The 21,174-nt window shown below is 70.6% G+C and carries 16 protein-coding genes; 3 read left to right on the top strand and 13 right to left on the bottom strand.

Annotation, left to right across the window (positions count from 1 at the left end):
• Nucleotides 1-116: 116 nt before the first annotated feature.
• The 12 genes from AB0O34_RS06025 to AB0O34_RS05970 all read right to left on the bottom strand — a co-directional run bounded on the left by AB0O34_RS06025 (nt 117) and on the right by AB0O34_RS05970 (nt 14,641).
• Nucleotides 117-827 (bottom strand): SDR family oxidoreductase, encoded by a 711-nt coding sequence (locus tag AB0O34_RS06025; protein ID WP_363913124.1) that lies wholly within the window; start codon nt 825-827, stop codon nt 117-119.
• A gap of 46 nt (nt 828-873) precedes the next feature.
• Nucleotides 874-2,010 (bottom strand): Gfo/Idh/MocA family oxidoreductase, encoded by a 1,137-nt coding sequence (locus tag AB0O34_RS06020; protein ID WP_363913122.1) that lies wholly within the window; start codon nt 2,008-2,010, stop codon nt 874-876.
• Nucleotides 2,011-2,051: 41 nt separating this feature from the next.
• On the bottom strand, nt 2,052-3,056 hold the full coding sequence (locus AB0O34_RS06015) for an alcohol dehydrogenase catalytic domain-containing protein (protein WP_363913120.1): 1,005 nt from the start codon (nt 3,054-3,056) through the stop codon (nt 2,052-2,054).
• A gap of 205 nt (nt 3,057-3,261) precedes the next feature.
• Nucleotides 3,262-4,248 carry a nitrilase-related carbon-nitrogen hydrolase gene (locus AB0O34_RS06010; protein WP_363913118.1) on the bottom strand — a complete coding sequence of 329 codons (987 nt, stop codon included), beginning with the start codon at nt 4,246-4,248 and terminating at the stop codon, nt 3,262-3,264.
• A gap of 549 nt (nt 4,249-4,797) precedes the next feature.
• Nucleotides 4,798-5,826 carry a LacI family DNA-binding transcriptional regulator gene (locus AB0O34_RS06005; RefSeq protein WP_363913116.1) on the bottom strand — a complete coding sequence of 343 codons (1,029 nt, stop codon included), beginning with the start codon at nt 5,824-5,826 and terminating at the stop codon, nt 4,798-4,800.
• A gap of 126 nt (nt 5,827-5,952) precedes the next feature.
• Nucleotides 5,953-6,648 carry a gluconate 2-dehydrogenase subunit 3 family protein gene (locus AB0O34_RS06000; protein ID WP_363913232.1) on the bottom strand — a complete coding sequence of 232 codons (696 nt, stop codon included), beginning with the start codon at nt 6,646-6,648 and terminating at the stop codon, nt 5,953-5,955.
• An 18-nt stretch (nt 6,649-6,666) separates the two neighbouring features.
• Nucleotides 6,667-8,364 (bottom strand): GMC family oxidoreductase, encoded by a 1,698-nt coding sequence (locus tag AB0O34_RS05995; protein ID WP_363913114.1) that lies wholly within the window; start codon nt 8,362-8,364, stop codon nt 6,667-6,669.
• 56 nt (nt 8,365-8,420) lie between these two features.
• A complete protein-coding gene (locus AB0O34_RS05990; RefSeq protein WP_363913112.1) occupies nt 8,421-9,422 on the bottom strand; it encodes an ABC transporter permease in 1,002 nt (333 codons plus the stop codon).
• A gap of 125 nt (nt 9,423-9,547) precedes the next feature.
• A complete protein-coding gene (locus AB0O34_RS05985; protein WP_363913110.1) occupies nt 9,548-10,588 on the bottom strand; it encodes an ABC transporter permease in 1,041 nt (346 codons plus the stop codon).
• Nucleotides 10,585-12,153, bottom strand: coding sequence for a sugar ABC transporter ATP-binding protein (locus tag AB0O34_RS05980; protein WP_363913108.1), 1,569 nt, complete (start codon nt 12,151-12,153; stop codon nt 10,585-10,587). The genes AB0O34_RS05985 and AB0O34_RS05980 overlap by 4 nt, the downstream gene beginning before the upstream one ends.
• Nucleotides 12,154-12,262: 109 nt before the next feature.
• Entirely contained in the window at nt 12,263-13,264 is a 1,002-nt protein-coding gene (locus AB0O34_RS05975) for a substrate-binding domain-containing protein (RefSeq protein WP_363913107.1), read from the bottom strand.
• A gap of 519 nt (nt 13,265-13,783) precedes the next feature.
• Nucleotides 13,784-14,641, bottom strand: a complete 858-nt coding sequence (locus tag AB0O34_RS05970; protein WP_363913105.1) for a class II fructose-bisphosphate aldolase — start codon at nt 14,639-14,641, stop codon at nt 13,784-13,786.
• Nucleotides 14,642-14,791: 150 nt separating this feature from the next.
• Here AB0O34_RS05970 and AB0O34_RS05965 point away from each other — a divergent pair, with 150 nt between their 5' ends.
• From AB0O34_RS05965 to pfkB, 3 genes are read left to right on the top strand one after another with little or no spacing between them, the layout of a single operon-like run.
• Nucleotides 14,792-16,144: an FGGY family carbohydrate kinase gene (locus tag AB0O34_RS05965; RefSeq protein ID WP_363913103.1), complete on the top strand. Its 1,353-nt coding sequence runs from the start codon at nt 14,792-14,794 to the stop codon at nt 16,142-16,144.
• The gene (locus AB0O34_RS05960; RefSeq protein WP_363913101.1) at nt 16,141-16,929 is read left to right on the top strand and encodes a DeoR/GlpR family DNA-binding transcription regulator; all 789 of its coding nucleotides are present in this window, start codon (nt 16,141-16,143) and stop codon (nt 16,927-16,929) included. The genes AB0O34_RS05965 and AB0O34_RS05960 overlap by 4 nt, the downstream gene beginning before the upstream one ends.
• The gene (pfkB, locus tag AB0O34_RS05955; RefSeq protein WP_363913099.1) at nt 16,926-17,864 is read left to right on the top strand and encodes a 1-phosphofructokinase; all 939 of its coding nucleotides are present in this window, start codon (nt 16,926-16,928) and stop codon (nt 17,862-17,864) included. Before AB0O34_RS05960 ends, pfkB begins: the two co-directional genes overlap by 4 nt.
• Nucleotides 17,865-18,515: 651 nt before the next feature.
• Here pfkB and AB0O34_RS05950 read toward each other — a convergent pair.
• The gene (locus AB0O34_RS05950; protein WP_363913097.1) at nt 18,516-20,858 is read right to left on the bottom strand and encodes a hypothetical protein; all 2,343 of its coding nucleotides are present in this window, start codon (nt 20,856-20,858) and stop codon (nt 18,516-18,518) included.
• Nucleotides 20,859-21,174 lie beyond the last annotated feature (316 nt).

Below are 21,174 nucleotides of genomic sequence, written 5' to 3'. Positions count from 1 at the left end.
TGCAGGGGCCGCAGGATCCTGTGGTGGCTCGATAGTCCCCCGCACTCACGCGAAGGGCGCATGGCGGCGAGGTGAGCGATGTCAACGCCGTCATGCGCCCGCTGTGTGGCGTCGGCTCAGCCCCAGGACTGCTCGGTCATCGAGCGGAACGCGACTTCCAGCAGCCGGTAGTGGCGCGGCCGAGTGAGGGCGAAGACCACCATCTCGGCCACGTCCTCCGGGCGCATCATGTCCGCCAGTTCCGGCATGTCGGGCGTGCGCAGGCCCCGACCCATGCCGAAGCCGGTGGCGACGCCGCCGGGGCAGATGTTGGTGCACCGGATGCCGCTGCCGCGCAACTCGTGGTCGAGCGACCGGGTGAACCCCACGGAGGCGAACTTGGTCGCCACATAGGCGGCCTCGTCCGGGAGGCCGCGCCGGCCCGCCTCGGAGGCCACGGTGATGACGTCACCGGCTCCGCGCGCCTTGAGGTGCGGCAACGTCGCCCGGACGGTGTGGAAAAGGCCACGGACGTTGACGTCCACCATCTCGTCGAGGTCCGCGACCGGGGTGCTCTCGAACGGCCCCCAGGAGCCGACGCCCGCGTTCGCCACGACGATGTCCAGGCCGCCGAAGCGGTCGGTCGTCGCGGCCACGGCCGCCTCCACCTGGGCGAGGTCCCGGACGTCGCAGGCCGTGCCCACGCAGTCCGGCAGGCCGAGTTCCGTCCCTGAACGCGACGCCACGCCGAGCCGCACGCCCTCCGCCGCCAGGGCGTGCGCCACCGCGGCGCCGATGCCGCCGCTCGCCCCCGTGATGAAGGCCACTTTTCCGCTAAGCGATGTCATGCCACGCTTCCCTTTCCCATAGGCGAAAAAAACTGCGGTTGAGGGTTCACGTGACCCGGACGGCGTCGGCCCACGGTTCGGCGACGGTCGTCACCGGCTCGCCCCGTTCGGCGGCCGCGTGGACGCTCAGCGCGAGCAGGTGGTCCTGGCAGGCGTCGGCCAGCGGGTACGGCGCGGGGCCCTCGCCGCGCCGCCAGAGCGCCGTCCGCTCCAGGCAGGTCGCGATGGCGATCTCCTCGTCGGACATCCGCGCGCCCGGGTACGGGTTGCGGTAGAGCACCCTATCCGCCCAGGTCAGCGTGTCGAGGTCCGCGCCCTCAAGGTTGCCGTCCAGCCCGGTGTGGCGGCGTACGATCGGCGCGCTCAGCGGCGTGCCATCGTCCCCGGCCCAGGTGACCTGGTCGCCGACCACCTCACCGTGGCTGCCCCGCACGATCAGGCGCCGCCGGCGCAGCGGGTTGAACCACTGCCCCTCCGTGAAGTCGTAGACGCCGGTGCGGCCGGCCATCTCCAGGATGGACAGGGTGTGCTCGGCCGCCCGTACCTTCTGGACGTCCGGCCATCCGCCGCGGTCGGGTCCCTCCAGCACCGGCCCGGTGGTGTGAACGGCGTGCACCCGCGCCGGCTCGCCGCGGACCCCGAGCAGGGTCCGCAGCAGCGCGATGGCGTGATAGTCGTGCGTCCAGGAGACCTCCGCGGAGGTGACCTCGCCCAGTACGCCCTGGTCGATGAGGCCGCGCACCGCCGCCACGATAGGGAGGTAGGGGTGCTGTTCGGCCACCTGGACCAGGTCGGCGGCCCCCAGGTCGGCCCACAGCCGGCGCAGGTCGTCGACGTCCTCGGCCGGCGGCGTCTCCGACAGGACGGCCACGTCAAGACCGACGAGCGTCCGCAGGACGCCAGGGTTGGCGGTCCTCGGCACCGAGGTGACGACGACCTCCGGGGCGCCGGCCGCGACGAGGTCCTCCGGTCGCCGGTACGTGGGGATCTCCCATTCCCGTTCCAGCCGCGCGCCCACCTCGGGGCGGCGCGTCACCGCGCCGACGCACTGGAACCGGTCCGGGGCCTGCCGGGCCAGGCGGAGGTAGAAGTCCGCCCGCCACCCGTGGCCGACCACCCCGAACCGTACCGGCTCCCGCCGTGGCGCCTCGACGGAGGACGGGGACGCCTCATCACTCAGCACGCTGGAACTCCTTGTCGTGACGGGGGTGGTCACCGCACAGGTCAGGGGACGAGGACGGCGCGGGCGCGGATCTGGCCGGACTTGAGGAGGCCGAGTACCTCGTTGGCCTCGGCCAGGGGGTAGTCGGCGTGGACGGCGCGCAGTTTGCCGGCCGCGGCAAGGTCGAGGACCTCGCGCATCTGCCGGCGGTTGCCGAGGACGGAGCCGAGGACGGTCTTCTCGTCGCCGATGTCGACCGGGCCGACGGTCTCGGACACGCCGAGCACGATCCGGCCGCCGGGCTTGGTGATGCGCATCGCCTCGGCCACCGACGCGGCGGACGGCGCGAAGACGATGGCGGCGTCCAGCGTGGCGTCGGCGACGAAACTGCCGCCCTCGCCCTTCGGGCTGTAGGACTTCAGCGCGCCCAGCTCCTCGGCTACGGACCGGTGGACGGCGCTGCGGGTCACCGCGTACACCTCGGCGCCGGTGAGGGCGGCCATCTGGATGACCATGTGTCCGACGCCGCCGACGCCGAGGACGGCGACCTTCTTGCCCGGCGACAGGTCGGCCTTGGTCACCGAGCCGTACGCGGTGATGCCGGGGCAGAACAGCGGCGCCGCCTCGGTGTCGGTGACGTTGTCCGGGATCGGGTAGGTGTACGCGGACTCGGCGAGCATGTACTCGGCGTAGCCGCCGTTCAGGGTCTCGCCGGTGATCTGCCGCTTGCGGCACAGCTGCTCGCGCCCCGAGAAGCAGTACTCGCACACGCCGCACGTCGCCCAGATCGGCTGCACGCCGACCCGGTCGCCGACGGCCAGGTGGGTGACGGCCGAGCCGACCGACGCGACCGTGCCCACGACCTCGTGGCCGGGGATGATGGGGAACGAGGCCGGGGTGCCGGGCAGCCAGTCGCCCTCGACCATGTGCAGGTTGGACCGGCAGACGCCGCACGCGGTCACCTTGATGACAATCTGCGTCGCCGACGGGGTGGGATCGGCGACCTCGCGAAGCCGCAGGGGCTTGTCCTCGATCGGGGCGGCTTGTTCGAGCAGGACTGCCTTCATGTAGGTGCTTTCTCTGAGAAGACCACACCGGTGGGCTGGGACCCACCGAAGGCGCGCTCGGCCCTTGATGTGGGCCAAGCGGCACCGTCGGGAAACGTGACCGGCCGCGACCGGCCGATGTCCGCTACGCGCGGCGGAGCCGAGCCGGAGACCTTTAGAAGCGGTCAGGTCCGGACGGGCCCGCCGTGCGCCGGGCGTGCTGGGATCAGGCCGAGGGAGGCGTGAGGATGCCGCGCTCCACCAGCTTCTCGATGTTCCCGGCGCGTCGGACGTCCTCGCGGGCGAGCCAGCCCTCCTGGGGCAGTTCCTTGGCGTACTGGTTCTTCTCGTAGAGCGGCTTCTCGTAGATCGCCGCGTACTGCTCGGTGCGCAGGTCCTTGAACCAGTTGGTCACGCCGTTGAGCATGCGGTTGCGGCGCAGCGCCTCGACGTCGACGACCGTGCTGATGAACGAGTCGCCCGGAACCACGCCCTCCTGCCGGGTGACGATGCGGCCCTTGTTGTCCACGATCATGGAGCGGCCGCCGAACAGGTCGTACATGTGCCCGTCGTCGTTCATCTGCGGGCCGAGGTTCGGGGAGATGACGTACACCTGGTTGAACATGGCGTGGGCGCGGTTCTGCAGCTCCCACATGCCGTGGCTGACCTGCGGGTCGATCAGCGTGGAGCGGATGATGATCTCCGCGCCGTTCATCGCCAGGCCACGGGCGATCTCGGGGTAGGCGCCCTCGTGGCAGATGATGTAGCCGATGTTGCCGATCTCGGTCTTGGCGACCGGGAAGATGGCGTCCAGCGCGTTGCCGTTGCCCTTCTTCTCCACCCACTCGTCGTAGATGTCGTGCGGGTTGGTGGTACCGAGCGCGCCGCCCTCGTAGGCGTCGCTCGTGGCCTTGGCCCGCTTGTAGACGACCTCGCCCTCGGGGCTGATGATGAATGCGACGTTGAACAGGTGCCCCGGGAAGTCGGGGTCGCGCACCATCAGCAGTTCGGCCGCGATGTAGGTGTTGAGCTGCCGGGCCTTCTGGGCCAGCACCTCGGTCTCGGGACCGGGGATGTCCAGGGCGAACGCCTCGTGCGCCGCCCGGTTGCCGGCCGCGAAGTCCATGGGCATGCCCTGGATCGCCATCTCCGGCAGAACGATCAGCTTGACGGGCGCGCCCTCGGTGGCGGCGACCTGAACCGCTGGGTCCATGAAGTCACAGATTCGCTTGGCGCTTTCCAGAGCGTCCTCGCGCTTCTTCATCGTGACAATGCGCGGCGAGATCGCAACCACTGCGTACGGGTCGACCACAGTCGATTCCTCCTGATTCATGCGCCTCGGCGGGATGCCGCTCGGCACTTCTCTTACAAAAAGCGTCTTTGCTCGCGCGGGGGGTGCGGGTCACACCAGGGACGGAGCATGACGTGGATCGGTGATGACGACCGATTACGGCGCACGAAGGCAGCGTCGCCCCTGCCTTGGCGCTCGGGGGGTTAGGTAATCGATGTCACAGCATTAGAACCCAACCGTAAACACCCTCCCTGTTACGTGTCAAGCAAATCGCCCGGCGGATCTAATAGCGGTAAACGCGCAGGTCAACCCATAGGGTCGCCAGGAACAGCGGTCAGCCCGCACTGTTTTCCGGCCCCGGCCGGCGGCGGGTACGAGAGCCACACCGGGCGGCGTCCCCGGGCACGGGGGCCACCCGCCCACGGGCCGCCTCGGGCACCGGACCACGGCCGCGCCGAGCCCCGGCGGTCGTCACGCTCCGGCGACGGCCACCGTCTCCGCGTCCTCGCTCAGGATGATCTCTCCCGAGCCGCGGGGCACCAGACGCACCGGGATGACCGTGTTGATCGGATCGCAGCGGTCCCCGTCCAACCGGGCGAACAGCCGTTCCGCCGCCAGCCGTCCGAGCAGCTCGGGGGACTGCTCAAGCACCGTGATCGCGGGCGACAGGACGTCCGCCAGCGCGAAGTCGCCGAACGACACCATGGCGATGTCGGTGCGCTTGCGGTCGTGGAGCGTCTTCACCACCCCCAGCGACGTCTCGGAGCGGGCGCTGAAGATGGCCGTCGGCGGCTCGTCGAGGTCCAGGAAGTCGCAGGTGCGCCCCCGGGCCACGGCGGCGTCCGCGCAGTCGGTCGCCACCAGCCCGGCCACCACGGGGACGCCGGCCTCCTGCAGCGCGTCGACGTACCCCGCGTGCCGGTCGCGGGAGGTCTCGATCTCCAGGTCGTCGCTGACGAAGGCGATCCTCCGGTGACCGTAGCGGAGCAGGTGACGCACGGCCGTCCGTGCGCCGCCGCGGTCGTCGAAGGTCACGACGTCCGCCGGGAAGTTCCTGGGATGACGGTCCACGAACACCACCGGCGTCTCGGTGGACGCCAGGTACGACAGGTCCGAGGCGTGCGGCGTGATGATCATGCCGGCGACCCGGCGCTGCCGCAGGCCGTCCACGATCGCGACCTCGCGGTTCGGCAGCCGCCTGTTGCTGGTCACGATGACGTTCAGCCCGCGCCGCAGCGCCGCGAGCTCGATCTCGCTGATCACCGCCGCGAAGAACGGGTCGGCGATCGACTCCACGACCACGCCGATCGTGTCGTCCACGCCCCGGCGGAGCGACCTGGCCAGCAGGTCGACACGGTATCCGAGCCGGACGACCGCCTCCTGCACCCGGCGGCGGGTCTCCGCGGACACCCGCGGGTCGCCGTTGATCACCCGCGAGGCGGTCTTGGCGCTGGTGTTGGCCGCCGCGGCGACGTCACTGAGCCGTACCAGTTTCTTCATCGCGACACCCGGCCGGGCAGCACGACGGACAGCGGACTGTCGTTCATCAAACGGCTCGCCGTCCTCTCAGACGATGCGGCGCTCACGGCCCGCAACCGGCGACACACCGGACCGACGCTGATCGAATCACGTCCTGCCCACTCCTCTCAAGTGGGGAATGAGCCGGCCCCAGTCATAGTCCTGTACGTAGTACTCGCGCACGCTGTACGTCCCGTCGATGGTGTCCTTGAGCGACTCCGGACCGGGGAAGCCGATCACCCGCCAGCCGACCCGGTCGCGGTTGCCGCCGTAGACCGGATCGCCGTAGAAGCCCTGCCGGGTGTGCGCCACCAGGGCGTCGAAGAACGACAGCCCGTCGTCGAAGGCGTACACCTGGATCGTGAGATTGCCGTCCTCGCCGGTGAGCCCGACGGGTGCCGGCCTCGGCCGGCCGGACACCTGCTCCAGCACGGCGTCCTGCTCCGGGTCGCCGAGCGAGACGAAGTCCGCGCCGAACCGCTCGCGGGCGATCGCGTCCAGGTCGCGCACCCCCTGCCGGTAGGTCTCCCGCAGGTCCGCGATGCGGGCGCGCCAGGCGTCGGCGAGCTTGCCGCTCAGCCGCAGGAACCCGCTGCCGTCCGCGGCGGCGTACACGGCGTCGATGCCGGACAGGTACCGGTCGATGAAGCGCACGGCGCCCGCCTCACGCGCGCCGGGATCGTGGTCGGTCGGGATGACGCGCGCGGTCGCCGCCTCGATCGTGTCCCACTCGTGGTCGTCGAAGAAGAGCCGCTCGTCCGAGTCCCCATCCGCAGGCGGGGGAACGACCGGCCAGTCTGCCATCGATGTCACGTCTCCTCCTCAGCTCGTCGGCGCCGCGGCCCGGCCGGAGCGCCCCTGCGGCAAACGTTCGGTACGCCCCTTCGCGTGGACGCCCGCGATGTAGTCGGCGCACCGCCAGGCGTTGGCCATGATGGTGAGCGTCGGGTTCACCCCGGTCGCCGTGGGGAAGCTCGCGCCGTCCAGGACGTAGAGATTGTCGACGTCGTGCGCCTGGCACCACTCGTTGAGGACGGTGGTGGCGGGGTCGGTGCCCATGCGTACCGTGCCGTGCTGGTGGCAGGTGTTCCCGCTCGCCCGGCCGCGTTCGAGGTACACCGGGATCGTCTTCCACGCGCCCGCGGCCTGCAGGATCTCCACGTTCTTGTCGACCTGCCACTTGGCCAGGCGGATGTCGTTGGGGTGCGCCTTGTGGGTGATCCTGGCCACTGGCAGGCCCCAGGCGTCCTTGACCGTGGGGTCGAGGTCCACCCGGTTGGAGGCCACGGGCATGTCGTGCAGCGTGTGCCCGATCTTCATGGCGTGGTTGTAGAAGTCGCGGTCGGCGTCCTTGGCGGCGCCGCCCCACTGCGGCCGTCCCGGGAAGTTCCAGTTGATCGGCTGGCCGACGTGTGAGGCGCCGATCAGCGCGCCGCCGATGTGCCCGCGGTCATGGTCGGTCTCGTAGAACTGGAAGGACCCGCCGCTGATGTAGTTGCCGGGGAACCCGTACAGCGGTTCCGCGTCGTTGAACAGGCCGACGGCGAACAGGTACTCGTGGAAGGTGGCGTTGCGCCCGACCTGCCCGCTGCTGTTGGCGAGGCCGTCGGGGTGCTGCCGGGACTTCGACAGCAGCATGAGCCGCGCCGACTCCACGGCCCCCAGGCACAGCAGGACCAGCGCGGCCTCCTGCTCGACCTCCCGGCCGTCGGCGTCGATGTACAGCACACCACGGGCCCGGCCGTCCGGCCCGACGGTCACCTCGCGGACGTAGGACTCCGGCCGCAGTTCGAGGTTGCCGGTCGCCAGCGCCTCCGGCACGAAGGTGTCCAGCGTCGAGGAGCGCATGCCGCTGGGGTCCCCGTACCCGTTCCAGAAGCTCGTCCAGTTCGAGGGAGTACGCCCCCGGTACGGCTTGGTGACGATCGCCTGCGGGATCGGCATCGCGTTGATGCCCAGCTTCTCGCACGCCTCGTAGAACCGTTTGCCCGCCCGGGTCGGCGGCAGCGGCGGGGTCGGGTACGGCCTGCTGCGGTACGGCTCGTGGGCGTCCGCGCCGTCCAGGCCCGCGCAGCCGAAGGCCCACTCCACCTTGGACAGGTACGGTTCCAGGTCGTCGTAGCCGATCGGCCAGTCGGCGAGGCTGGCGCCCTCGATGTCACCATGCAGCGTGCGCATGCGGAAGTCGGACGGGCGCGGGCGCGGCAGCCAGCCCGCCCAGTGCACCGTCCCGCCGCCGACCATCTGCGGGACCATCGAGAACGGTGTCGGGACGGCGGTCTCGTTCTCCTCCGTCCGGACGGTGCGCGGGTTGACCCGGGGGTCGGACCACAGGTACGTCCGGTTGAGGAACTTGATCTCGTCGCCGGAGAAGTGCTCGCGCGGCCGTAGCCACGGCCCGCGATCCAGGCCGACGACCTTCAGGCCGGCCTTGCACAGCACCTTCGCGGCGGTCGCGCCCGAGGCGCCCATTCCGACGATGAGAACGTCGACCGGGTCAGGTTTCCTTGCGTATTGCATGCAGCTCACCTCTCAAGCGGAGCGGGCCGGGGCTTTCGCCCCGGCCCGCTCGCACATCACGCGGTCTGTACCAACTTCCGATTGCTTCGCGCCTGGTACACCTTGTCCATCACCACGGCCACGACGAGGATGGTGCCCTTGATCAGGTACTGGTTGAACGAGGGCACGTTCATCATGTCCAGGCCGGTGTCGATCTCGCTGACCAGGATCGCGGCGAGAACGGTGCCGAGGATCGAGCCCCGGCCGCCGGACAGGCTGGTGCCGCCGATGACCGCGACCATGATCACTTCGAGCTCGTAGCCGTTCGCCGCCAGCGGCGAGGCCGACGACAGGCGGCCGGTCAGGATGAGCCCGCCGAGCCCGGCGAGCAGCCCGCTGATCGCGAACACGATCACGATGGTCCGCCGGACGTTGATGCCGGCCAGCCGCGCGTTCTCCGCGTTGCCGCCCAGCACGAACAGGCCGCGCCCGAACGGGGTGGCCTTGAGCATGAACGCGATCAGCACCGCGAGCACCAGGAACAGGACGGTGACCGCCGGGACCGGGCCGATGTTGGTCAGGCCGAACCAGTCGAACAGCGGGTCGGAGAACGTGACGCCCGCGGTGTTCGAGCTTCCGATCGCGAAGGCCACCATCAGGTAGGCCAGGCCACGGGCCACGCTCATCATGCCCAGCGTGACGGCGAACGGCGCGAGCTTCAGCCGCGATATCAGCAGGCCGCTGGCGGCGCCGAGCAGCGCCGTCACCAGCAGGGCGATGAGCACGGTGAGGACCGCGGGCAGCCGGACCGGGTTGGCGGCGGTGAACGCCGTGCCGAGGAGGCCGGCGCCGATCGCGCCGCCGAGGGCCATCATCGAGCCCACCGACAGGTCGATGCCGCCGAGCGAGCCGCAACTGATGATGACGACCGTCATGCCGAGGCCGACGATGCCGAACATCGAGGCGCTGCGCAGCAGGTTCTCGATGCTGTCCAAGGACAGGAACTCCGGCGCCCGGCTGGTGAACCCGGCCGCAAGTAGGGCGATCATCAGGACGAGCGCGAGTTGCTGCCCCTGCACGGGGAGCCCGCGAAAGGCCCCGGACGCCCTCGCTCCACGTCGGCGGCCGGGAATCTGTGCTGGCAACGACGACATCTAACCGAACCTGCTCTCTGCGCGTCCGAACCGAAGCGACCTGTGCGTCCTCATGTCCGCCTCCGGAGCCGCGCGATGCCGTCGAGGCTGATGGCGAGCAGCAGCACCAGGCCGGTGACGACGTACTGGATCGGCGTCGAGGCGCCGAACAGGTTGAGCGCGTTCTGGATGACCCCGACGGTGAAGACGCCGATGAGGCTGCCGATGACCGAGCCCCGGCCGCCGACCAGGCTGGTGCCGCCGATCACGACCCCGGAGATCGCGATCAGCTCGTATCCCACGCCGTTGACGGTGTCGGCGCTGGCCAGCCGCGAGGTCAGGATGATCCCCGCCAGGCCGGCGAGGAGGCCCAGCAGCGTGTACACGAGGATCTTCGTCCGGTCGACCTTCAGGCCGCTGAGCCGTGCCGCCTCCGGGTTGCCGCCGATGGCGTAGATGGTGCGGCCGACCGACATGCGCCGGGACGCCCACCAGAGCGCGGCGACGACGATCGCGAACAGCCAGACCGGCGTCGGGATGCCGAACAGCGCGCCCTGTCCGATGAACGCGAAGTCGTGCGGCATGGGGTCGAAGTGGATCGGGTACCCGCCGGTGAACAGGTACACCAGGCCGCGCACGAAGATCATGGTGCCGAGCGTGGCCATGAACGGCTCGATGTGCGTCTTGGTGATGATCAGGCCGTTGACGAAGCCGATCGCGCCGCCGACGGCCAGGCCGACTAGGACGGCGAGCGGCACCGGAAGCTTGAAGTCGGTGACGAACGAGGAGTTGCTGGCCGATCCCGCCACCAGCGAGGCGGTCACCGCGCCCACCAGGCCGACGGTGGAGCCGACCGACAGGTCGATGCCGCCGGTGATGATGACCAGGGTCATGCCCGCGGCGATGACGCCGGTGATGGCCACGACCCGGGCGATGTCCAGGAAGTTGGAGAACGACAGGAAGGCCGGTGAGACGCCGCTCAGCACGATCACCAGGCCGAGCAGCACGACGCCGCTCGCCACGTTCTCGGCACGGATGTTCGGTCTGGCCCAGCGGCCCTTCTTCGGCGCGTCGGCGTCGACCGGGCTGCCCATCTGCGCGGTGGAGCTCACGCCTTCGACCCTTCTTTCGTTGGCTTGCGTCCAGAGACGGGCGCCGACGAGGCGGCCGGCCTGAGCCCGGAGGCGTACATCACGATCGCCTCCTCGCTGAAGTCCTCGCGGGCGAGCTCACCGGCGATCCGTCCCTCGTGCATGACGAGGATGCGGTCGCTCATCCCCATCACCTCGGGGAGGTCCGACGAGATCATGATGATCGTGGCGCCCTGCCCGGCGAGGTCGTCGAGCAGTCCGTGGATCGCGGCCCGCGCGCCGACGTCGACGCCGCGGGTGGGCTCGTCCACGATGAGGATGTCGGAGCCGGCGAACAGCCATTTGGCCAGCACGACCTTCTGCTGGTTGCCGCCGCTCAGCCGGCCGGTCTCCTGCTCGATGCGCGAGGGGTGGACCCGCAGATCCTGGATGAGCCGCTTGGCCGCCTGCCGCTCCGCGCCGCGGTCGAGCTGTCCCCACCGGCTCACCTTGGCCAGGCTGGCAAGGGTGATGTTGTGCGCGTTGGTCATCGGCAGCACCGCGCCCTGGTGCTTTCGGTCCTCGGGCACCAGGCCGATGCCGTGCCGGATGGCGGTGCCCGGCGAGTCGACGGTGACCGCCTCGCCGTTGACGAACACCTCGCCGGAGCCGATCGGGTCGGCGCCGAAGACGGCGCGGGCCAGTTCGGTGCGGCCGGAGCCGACGAGCCCGGCGAGGCCGAGGATCTCGCCGGCGTGGGCGGTGAAGCTGACGTCGTTCAGCTTGGCGTTCGACAGGTTCGACACCCGGAGCGTCTCGCGGCCGCGCTCGTGCTCGGTCTTCGGGAACAGCTCCGACAGCTCGCGGCCCACCATCATCGTGGCCAGGGCGTGGGAGTCGGTGGTCTTGGCGTCGACGGTGGTCACGATCTTGCCGTCCCGCAGGATGGTGGCCCGGTCGCAGATCTCGCCGACCTCGTCCAGGCGGTGTGAGACGTAGAGCACCGAGACGCCGTCGGCCTTGAGCGCGCGCATCAGCGTGAACAGGCGCTCGATCTCCGACTCGGTGAGCGACGCCGTCGGCTCGTCCATGGTGATGATGCGGGCGTTCATCGACAGTGCCTTGGCGATCTCGACGAGTTCCTGCTCGGCGGTGCCGAGGCGGCCGACCAGCGTCCGCGGGTCGATCTTCAGCGAGAGGCGCTCCAGGATCTCGCCGGCCTGCCGGTAGCAGGCCGGCCAGTCCACCAGCCAGGGGGCGCCCTTGCGGCGGGGCAGGCGGTTGAGGAAGACGTTCTCGGCGACGCTGAGGTAGGGCAGCACGCTGAGTTCCTGGTGGATGAAGGCCAGGCCGGCCTCCTGCGCCTGCTTGGGCCCGGTGAACTCGACCGGCGCGCCGTCGATGACGATCGACCCGGTGTCCCGCGGGATCACCCCGTTGAGGATGTTCAGCAGCGTCGACTTGCCGGCGCCGTTCTCGCCCAGCAGTCCCAGGACCTCACCGCGCCCGACCGACAGGTCGACGCCGTGGAGCACCTGGACGCTGCCGTACGACTTGGTTATGCCCTCCATGCGCAGGAGGGGCTGTGGAGTCGATGAAGCGACCATGGCATGCCCCCTTTCTCGTACTCCCCGTTGGCCTTTCGGTGGGGCCCTTCCCGCTCGCCGGCGGCGGGCGGGAAGGGCTGGTGCGGAGCGGGCTCCGCGAGCCGGGCTGTTACCAGCCGACGAACTGCTTGTCGTTCATGTTGCTGGGGTCGACTCCGAAGAAGTCCGGCTTGACCCACGGCATGCCCTCGTGCTGGACGAGTGCGGCCTTGCGGCCCTCGAACTCCTGGTTGGCGAAGTCGGGCTTCTGGCCCTTGAGCTGCTGAGCCATCAGCCGGGTGCCGATGACGCCTTCGTCCTTGGGGAAGAAGATGCCGTCGTAGTCGATGTCGCCCTTGCGCAGCAGGTCCAGGGCGTTCTTGTCGCCGTCACAGCTGATGATCTTGACGTCGTCGCGGCGGCCGGCGTTCTTGATGGCCTGGATGCCGCCGAACAGCATCTCGTCGGCCATGAAGTAGATGGCGTCGAGCTGGCCCTTGGGGAAGCGCTGCAGGATGGCCTCGGTCACCTGCTGGCCACCGCTTCGGGTGAAGTTGCCGTCCGCCTTGTAGACCACCTGGATGCCGGGGTTCTGCGCGATCACCTTGTAGAACGCGCCGCCTCGGTCGACCGTGGAGCCCGCGCCCGCGGTGCCCTCGACCACCGCGATCTTGCCCTTGCCGTTCAGCGCCTTGACGACCTGCTCACCGCCGACCGTGCCGGACTTCACCATGTCCCAGCTGACCAGGAAGTCCCACTTGATGCCGGAGCCCTTGGTCTCCATCCGCCGGTCGACGATGGCGAACGGCACCTTGGAGGCGTTCACCCTCTTCACCGCCGGGATCATCGGGTCGGAGACGGCCGGGGTGAGGATGATGCCGTCGACCTTCTGCGCCAGGAAGTTGTTGAGCTGCTGGGTCTGGATGGCGGGGTCGTTCTTGCCGTCCGCGAAGATGATCTTCACGCCCTCTTTGGCGGCCTGCTCCTTGGCGCCCTCCATCATCAACTGGTAGACGGGGTGGTCGAAGTAGGCGACCGACCAGCCGATCGTGATCTCTTTCTTCGCCGAGCTGGACTCGGCCCCGGACGACGAGCCACATGCCGCCGCCGTGATGAGAAGGGCTGCGGCCATCAGAGCCACTGACGCGCGTCGCGTTTTCGCGGCGAATCTTTGCATGCGGGGGTACCTTTCGATTCCGAGGTGTTTCGCGCTATAGGGGAGCCTCATGACCGGCCGATTCGCCGCCGTTGCCGGCTACCTTCGCCCGGGGGGGCCTTGCGGATATGGGCTACATGCCGTCGGTTCGGGGAGCGCGGGCTGTTTCCGGTTGCTCATGGCCTTACGGCTGCCAGAAGGTAAACGATGTCACGAAGAAGCGAGCTCACGCTAGGTAACGCATACCGGCATGTCAACCCTCTCCCAAATGGCAATTCTTCGGGTACACCGTCAGGGGAATCGAAGCAGTGCGGTTTTCCCACAGGATCGAGTCAGCACTGCTCATAACGCTTCGCCATCCGTCAAGATCTCTGCCGTCCGGCGAGGTAATCGATGTCACATCAGGGTGGTTAGAACTTAGACACCACGTTTTAACCTGTCAAGGGTTGTTCCCGACTGTTTGCCCAGCTTGCCGGACCGGCGCCGCGGCGGGCCTCAGGACGCGGCCGCGCCGGTGTCGTCGCTGGTCAGGATGGTGAGCATGTGCCGCACCACGGCGGTCATCTCCGTGCGCGCCGGGGCGAGGTACTTGCGGGGGTCCACCAACGACGGCTCCCGCAGGGTCTCGCGCACCGCTCCGGTGAAGGCGACGTTCAAGATCGTGCCGATGTTCACCTTGACGATGCCGGCCCGCACGGCGGTGCTCAGCTCGTCGTCGGCCACGCCGGAGGAGCCGTGCAGCACCAGCGGCACGGGCACGGCCTCGCGGAGCTTGACGATCAGGTCGTGGTCGAGCCTGGCGGTGCGGGTGGTCATGGCGTGGGAGCTGCCGACCGCGACCGCGAGGGCGTCCACCCCGGTGGCCGCGACGAAGGCCGCCGCCTCCGCCGGGTCGGTGCGCACACCCGGAGCGTGCGCGCCGTCCTTGCCGCCGACCTCCCCCAGTTCCGCCTCAAGGTGCAGGCCGCGCTCGTGCGCCCAGTCCGCGGCGGCGCGGGTGGCGGCGACGTTGGCCTGGTAGTCCAGCTTGGAGGCGTCGAACATGACCGAGCTCATCCCCGCATCGGCGGCCTGGTACAGCAGTTCGGTGCTCTCGACGTGGTCCAGGTGCAGGGAGACCGGCACGGCCGCCAGCCCGGCCACCGCCGCCGCGGCGGCGGCGATGGGCGCGAGCCGGCCGCCATGGAACTTCACCGCGTTCTCACTGATCTGCAGGACCACCGGGGTGCCCGCCTGTTCCGCGCCCGCGACGATGGCCTCGGCGTGCTCCAGGGTGATGACGTTGAACGCCCCCACCCCGACGCCTCGGGCCCGCGCGGAGTCCACGATCTGCTGAGTACTGACGAGCGGCATCCAATGCCTCCGAGAATGTTCGGCGCGAGGCGTCTCGCGATCCGGGACCGGTACTTCGAGCGTTGGGTTCCCTTGACACTCCCCCAACGAAACGCAACGATATCCATCGACCCACAACCGAGCAACGGGTCGTTACCGAAGGCGGGGTGCATGGATCCATTGATCGTCGGCTTGGACGTGGGAACGACCACGAGCAAGGCCGTCGTCTTCACCACGCAAGGGCGGCCCGTCGGCGAGGGCAAGGCCGTGACCCCCTGGGTCGTGACCCCGCACGGCGCGCAGCTGGACGCCGGTGAGCTGCTGGACTCCGCCCAGGAGGCCTTGCGGCAGGCCCTGGCCTCGGCCCCGGACGGGCCGGTGCTCGCCGTCGGCGTGACAAGTATGGGCGAGTCAGGCGTGCTGCTCAACGGGCACGGCGTCCCGCTGGCGCCCGTCATCGCCTGGCATGACACCCGGGACAGGGCCGAGGTCCGTGACCTGACCACCGCACTGGGAGAGGATCACTTCGCGGGCCGCACCGGCCTGCCGCTTCGCGGCCAGTGGTCGCTCACCAAGCACCGCTGGCTGCTGGAGCACCATCCCCAGACCAAGGAAGCGGTCCGCCGCCTCAACATCGCCGAATGGGTGGTGCGGGGACTGGGCGGCGAGGAGTCCGCCGAACAGTCACTGGCCTCGCGCACCGGCTGGCTGGAGCTGGCCACGCGAAGCTGGTGGCCCGAGGCCCTGGAGTGGTCCGGCGCCGCCCGTTCGCTCATGCCAGACCTGGTCACGGCCGGCACGCCGCTCGGCACGGTCGGCGCCGAGGCCGGCATTCCCCGGCTGACCGGCGCGGTGCTCACCGTGGCCGGCCACGACCACCAGGCCGCCACCGTGGGCGCGGACGCGGCGGGGCCCGGAGACGAGCTCGACTCGTGCGGCACCGCCGAGGCGCTGGTCCGCACGGTCCCGGCCGGCCTGGTGAACACCGCCGACGTCGCGACGCTCGCCAAGGGTGGGATCACCACCGGCTGGCACGTCCTGTCCGACCACTGGTGCCTGCTCGGCGGCACCCAGGGCGGCCTCGCCCTGCAACGGGTCCTCGGCCTGCTCGGGCTCACCTCCGGCCAACTCGCCGAACTGGACCGGCAGGCGCTGGTCCGGGACGGGCGCACCGTGACCGTCACCGGCGTGGACGCCGACGAGCTGCGGATCGCCGGGGTCGCCAACGGCACCGGCCCTGCCGACCTCTGGCGCGCCACGCTCGAGGCGGTCGTCGCGCAGGCCGAGCAGGTCCACGCGGCGATGTCCGCGGTCGTCGGCGCCCACCAGGCGCTCGTCGTCACCGGGGGCTGGTCGCGCAGCCGGGCGCTGCTGGAGGTGAAGCGCCGGGTACTCGGCCCGCTGCGCAACCCCGGCGTCTCCGAGGCGGGCGCCCGCGGCGCGGCGCTGCTCGGCGGCATGGCCGCGGGCGTGTACGCCGGACCGCGGGAGTTCCCGCCGCTCGAACCGGGAGGCGCTTCGTGAGCACCCCCACGCCGCCCGACCGGGTGCCGTACGCCTCGCAGCGCAAGCAGGCGATCGTCACGCACCTTCGCGCGAACGGGCGGGTCGACGCCGCCGACATCGCCGCCCAGCTCGGGGTCACCAAGGAGACCGTGCGCAAGGACCTCATCGACCTCGAACGGCAGGGCGTGCTGCGGCGGGTGCACGGCGGCGCGGTCCCCGTGGAACAGCTGTCCTTCGAGCCCGCCGTGCCCACCCGCACGTACTACTCGGAGGAGAAGACCCGCATCGCGATGGCGGCGCTCGCCCGTCTGCCGGTCCGCGGGTCCGTCCTCATCGACGCCGGTTCCACGACCGGACGGCTCGCGGAGCTGTTCCCGGCGGACCGGGAGCTCACCGTGTACACCAACACGCTGTCGATCGCGCTGACGCTCGTCACCCGTCCCCGGCTCACGGTCATCACCCTCGGCGGCCGTATCCGCCCGCTGACCCTCGCCGGAGTCGACGACTGGGCGGTACGGGCGCTCAGCGAGATCAACGTCGACGTGGCGTTCCTCGGCACCAACGCGATCTCGGTGGAGCGCGGGCTCACCACCCCTGACCGTGCCGAGGCGGCGATCAAACGCCTCATGCTCGCCAGCGCCCGTCGGCGGATCCTGCTCGCCGACCACAGCAAGGTCGGCGCCGTCAGTCTCTGCAAGCACGCGGACCTGTCCGATATCGACCTGCTCATCACCGACACCGGCCTGCCCGAGGCCCACCTGGAAGCACTGCGGGCCGCGGGCCTCGAAGTGGAGCAGACGTGATCGTCACCGTCACCCCGAACCCCAGCGTCGACCGCACCGTCTTCGTCGACGCGCTGCCAAGAGGCGCCGTCGTCCGCAGCCGGCGCACCCACAGCGAACCGAGCGGCAAGGGGGTCAACGTCGCGCTGGCCCTGCGGGCGCACGGCCACGACGTCGTGGCCGTGCTGCCGGTCGGCGGCGCCGTCGGTTCACAGATCATGACGATGCTCAAGGACGCCGACGTTCCGGTCATCGCGGTTCCCATCGCCGGCGAGATTCGCATCAACGTCAGCCTGGTCGAACCCGACGGCACCGTGACGAAGATCAACGAACCCGGGCCGGCGCTGGACCCGGCCGAGGCCGCGGCGCTGACCGCCGCCGCGTTCGAGCACACCGGCGGCGCCGGCTGGCTGGCCGGCTGCGGCAGCCTGCCCGCCGGCCTGCCGGAGGACTTCTACGCGCGGCTGGCCGCGGAGGCGCACCGCCATGGGGTCAAGGTGGCGATTGACACGTCGGGCACCACACTGCGTAGCGCGCTTCCCGGCCGCCCCGACCTGGTCAAGCCCAACGCCCACGAACTGGCCGAGGTGGTCGGACGGCCGCTCAAGACCCTGGGAGACGCCGTGGACGCGGCCGCCGTGCTCCAGCAGCGGGGCGCCCGGTCCGTCCTCGCCAGCCTCGGTGCCGACGGCGCGATCCTGGTCGAGGACGACGGCGTGCTGCACGGTCGGGCGGCGGTGCCCCGGGTGGTCAGCGCCGTGGGCGCCGGGGACGCCCTGCTCGCCGGCTTCCTGGCGGCGGGAGGAATTGGCCGTGACGCCCTGCGTAACGCACTGGCCTGGGCGGCGGCCGCGGTCGGCCACGAGGGCACGCTCTTCTCCGGCGCCGATCCCGGCGTGACCGTGACCATCACCGACGTCGTCGACCGCGACCACCCGCTCGCCGAACCGGTCTGACACCGATCCCGGAATTCCGCGACCGCCGGCGCCGGCACCGCGGCCCGGCGTCCGCGGTCTCCGGCGCCACCGCGGCCAGTGCCACCCGCCGGCGGTCAGGGGTGGGAGATCGCTAGATCTGCGATGTCGACGGCCTGCAGCGTCTGCCCGAGCTGAAACCGGTCGCCGGTGGCCTGCGGACGCCTGGACCCGCACGCGACCACTGGCCGTGGAACAGTTCAATCAGCCACCCGCTCGGCGTCGGCGTCCGGCCCGGGTTTCGCCGCGGGTTTGTCGGGCACGACGACGAGGCTGACGATGCGACGGGTGCGGCCGTCATCCTGTGACGCAGGCATTCATGGTGGCGGTGCAGATCATTGTTGCGATCACGCTGCTCGCCTGGCAGCGCGATCACCGGCCAGACCTGCCGGTCCATGCGGACCCTCACCCACACCAGGTCGCCACTGACTCCTCACATCAGATCAGTCGGACCCGATAGTTGGGGGTTCCTGGGCCAACTGCTCAGTGCACCACGTAGGCCACCCCAGACGTGGGGACCATCCGCCGCCGCCGCGGCCAGTGCCACCCGCCGGCGTCAGGGGGGAGATCGCTAGATGTGCGGGACTTGGCCAAGAGCGCCCGACACATGGCATAAGTGCCTCGCCGCGGGGGTCAGTCCATCGTGGCCAGGGTGCCCCGCAGCCGTCGCAAGTCCCGCTTGCGCGCTTCGTACGTCGCCCCGAGCACCACGAGGAGCAGCCCGCCCACCGCGATAGGCACCCAGCGCGGCACCGCGAGCAGCATCTCCGACACGTACGGGGCGAGTTCCCGGACCGCGACCCCGGCGAGCACGACGCCTCCGATCATCGTGGGCGCCTGGAGCCGGAACCGGGCCCCGGCGAGCAGCACCGCCAGCGCCAGCACGCCGAGCACCATCGAGCGCCGCCATTCCGTGTCCGCGTAGACCACCACCAGGCTCGGCAGCATCGTGGAGGAGAGCCCGGCACCGTAGGCCGCCCACGACGAAACGTGCGCGCTCCGCCGCCGCCACCAGCCGAATCCCAGCAGGACCAGCGAGCACGGCACCGTGTACGCCTCGACGACGGTGACCTCGCCGGCCCACAGCCGCAACCACGAGGCCAGAAGCAACAGGGCGGTGCCCGTGTACCTGAGCCCGTCCCTCCCGGACCGGTCCGCCCACAGCGACCTGCCCAGCAGGAGCACCCCCGCCACCGCGCACCCCACGCTCGCCGCCACCCTGACCTGCAGCCCCACCGCCAGCCCTGCCGCGACCGCTTCCAGGCCGAGGAACAGCACGGCGACGCCCATCCCCCACATCCGCAATGCCGTCACCCTGGCCGCCAGCGCCACGGCGGCGGCCGCCACCGCCAGGATCGGCAGCGCGATCAGGGTCGCGGTCCTGCCGCCGAACGCGTACGCCGCCGCCTCCACCGAGGCCAGACCGGCGGTGAGCGCGCAGGCCACCGCCCACCACGGCGTCCGGCCCAGCGTGGCGGACACCGCCAGCAACGTGGCCAGCGCCACCTGCACCGCCACCGCCGCCGGGTAGGCCATCGCGAGGGCATCGGGCGCGACCGCGACCATGAGCGCCCCGGACACCAGCGCGCCGATCACCGCCGCCTTCACCGGCCACCCGCCGGTCCCTCGTACGGCCGGCACCAGGAAACCGGCCGCGAGCGCGCCGAGCACCACCACGTCCACTGGCGACGTCACCCCGGTCGGCCACGAGCCGCCGTCCCAGATGCCCGTCCAGAGCGTGTCGAACCAGGCCAGCGGGGCCGCGAGGGTGACCACGACCCAGGGCAGGAGCGTAAGCGCCGTCAGCAGCGCCACCAGCCCGCCGGTGACCATGCCCGCCAGCCGTACCCTGCGCCAGGGCAGCCAGGTGGCGGCGAGCACCACCACGAGCGCCGGAACCAGGTACGCCAGCGGGCTCCAGTCCGGGCTCAGCGGGCCCAGCACCGACTTCACCGGCGCAACCAGGGCGGCGATCAGCGCGAGCGTGGTTCCCACGGTGATCAGGGAGGCCAAGACCTCTCCCTCGGTCTTGCCCCGTCCGGCCAGGCTCCACGTCACGAACGCGCCGAGCAGCACCAGCCCGGCCAGCGGCGCCGACCTGCCCAACGCCTGCCCGACGGAGCCGGCGTCGAGCGCGTACGGCGCGCCGCCCAACAGTGCGAGGGTCGCGACCGCGCTACCGCAGAGCACGGCCGTCGTCCACGCCGGGCCGTACCCCGCCCGGACGTACCGCACCAGGGCGACGTCCAGCGCCGCCGTGGCCACCAGCATGGCCAGCACCCATGTCGCCGACGCGTCTCCGGCCAGCAGCGGAAGGACCGGCTGCGCCAGGACCACGGCGACCGGAACGGGCCCAAGAAGCGGCACAACCCGGGCATAGACCACCAGGATCAGCGCGACGAGCCCCAACACCCCGGCCGTGTAGTCCAGCACCTCGACGGCGTCGGCCCCGAGGAACCCCACCCGCCTGGCCGCGTAGCCGTCCAGCAGCAGCAGTGCGACCGTGAATCCGGCCACGGTCTCTGCCGTCGCGGTGAGCCCGCGCCTGACCAGCACCGCCGGCGCCAGCATGGCCAGCGCGGTGAACCCGGCCAGCACCCCCGCGCGCCCGCCGACGCCCAACCGCCCCCAGCTCACGACGGTGAACACCACTGCGGCCACCGTCAACAGCAGTCCCCCGAGCACGAGCAGCACGTTCTGCACGGCCCCCGCCGAAACCTCCCGCACCCGACCCTCGCCACCAGCCCCCGAGTACGGCCCCACCGCTCCAACCCCGACCGCCCCATGACCCACCGCACCGCCGTGCCCCTGACCCGCCGCATCGGCCTCCCCCTGGGCTTCCCCGCCGGCACGCCCTTGAGCCGTCGTGCCGGCCGGTTCCCGCGTGCGCCCGTCGCGCAGGATGCCCAGCAGTTCCTCGCGGCGGGCCAGCAGCCGGGTCTCCTGTATCCGCAGCCCGGCGAGCGCCTCGTCCACCCGCCACAGCTCGTGCGCGTCAGGTCCCCACAGTGGAAGCGCACACTCAGGGCACTTGGGTGCCGAATCCGGCACAGGAGGGCCGATTCCGGCTAACGCCGCACCGCAGTCAGGACACCGCACATCTCCGCGCATGAGAGAACAATGCTCCCTTCAGGTCACCATTCGCATGCGCCGCCCTACTCAGGCGCCCCTGAGCACAACTACCTACCGGGGTAACGATTCCGCGGCGCGTGGAGCCCGGAGCGGCTAGATATGTCAGCTGCCCAAGAAAAATCTTGATCGGACCGATCGTGAGTACATCACGAAAGATCCA

This window comes from Sphaerisporangium sp. NPDC088356, from assembly GCF_040685555.1.
Lineage (GTDB): Bacteria > Actinomycetota > Actinomycetes > Streptosporangiales > Streptosporangiaceae > Sphaerisporangium.
This window is presented reverse-complemented; position numbering and strand designations above follow the sequence as displayed.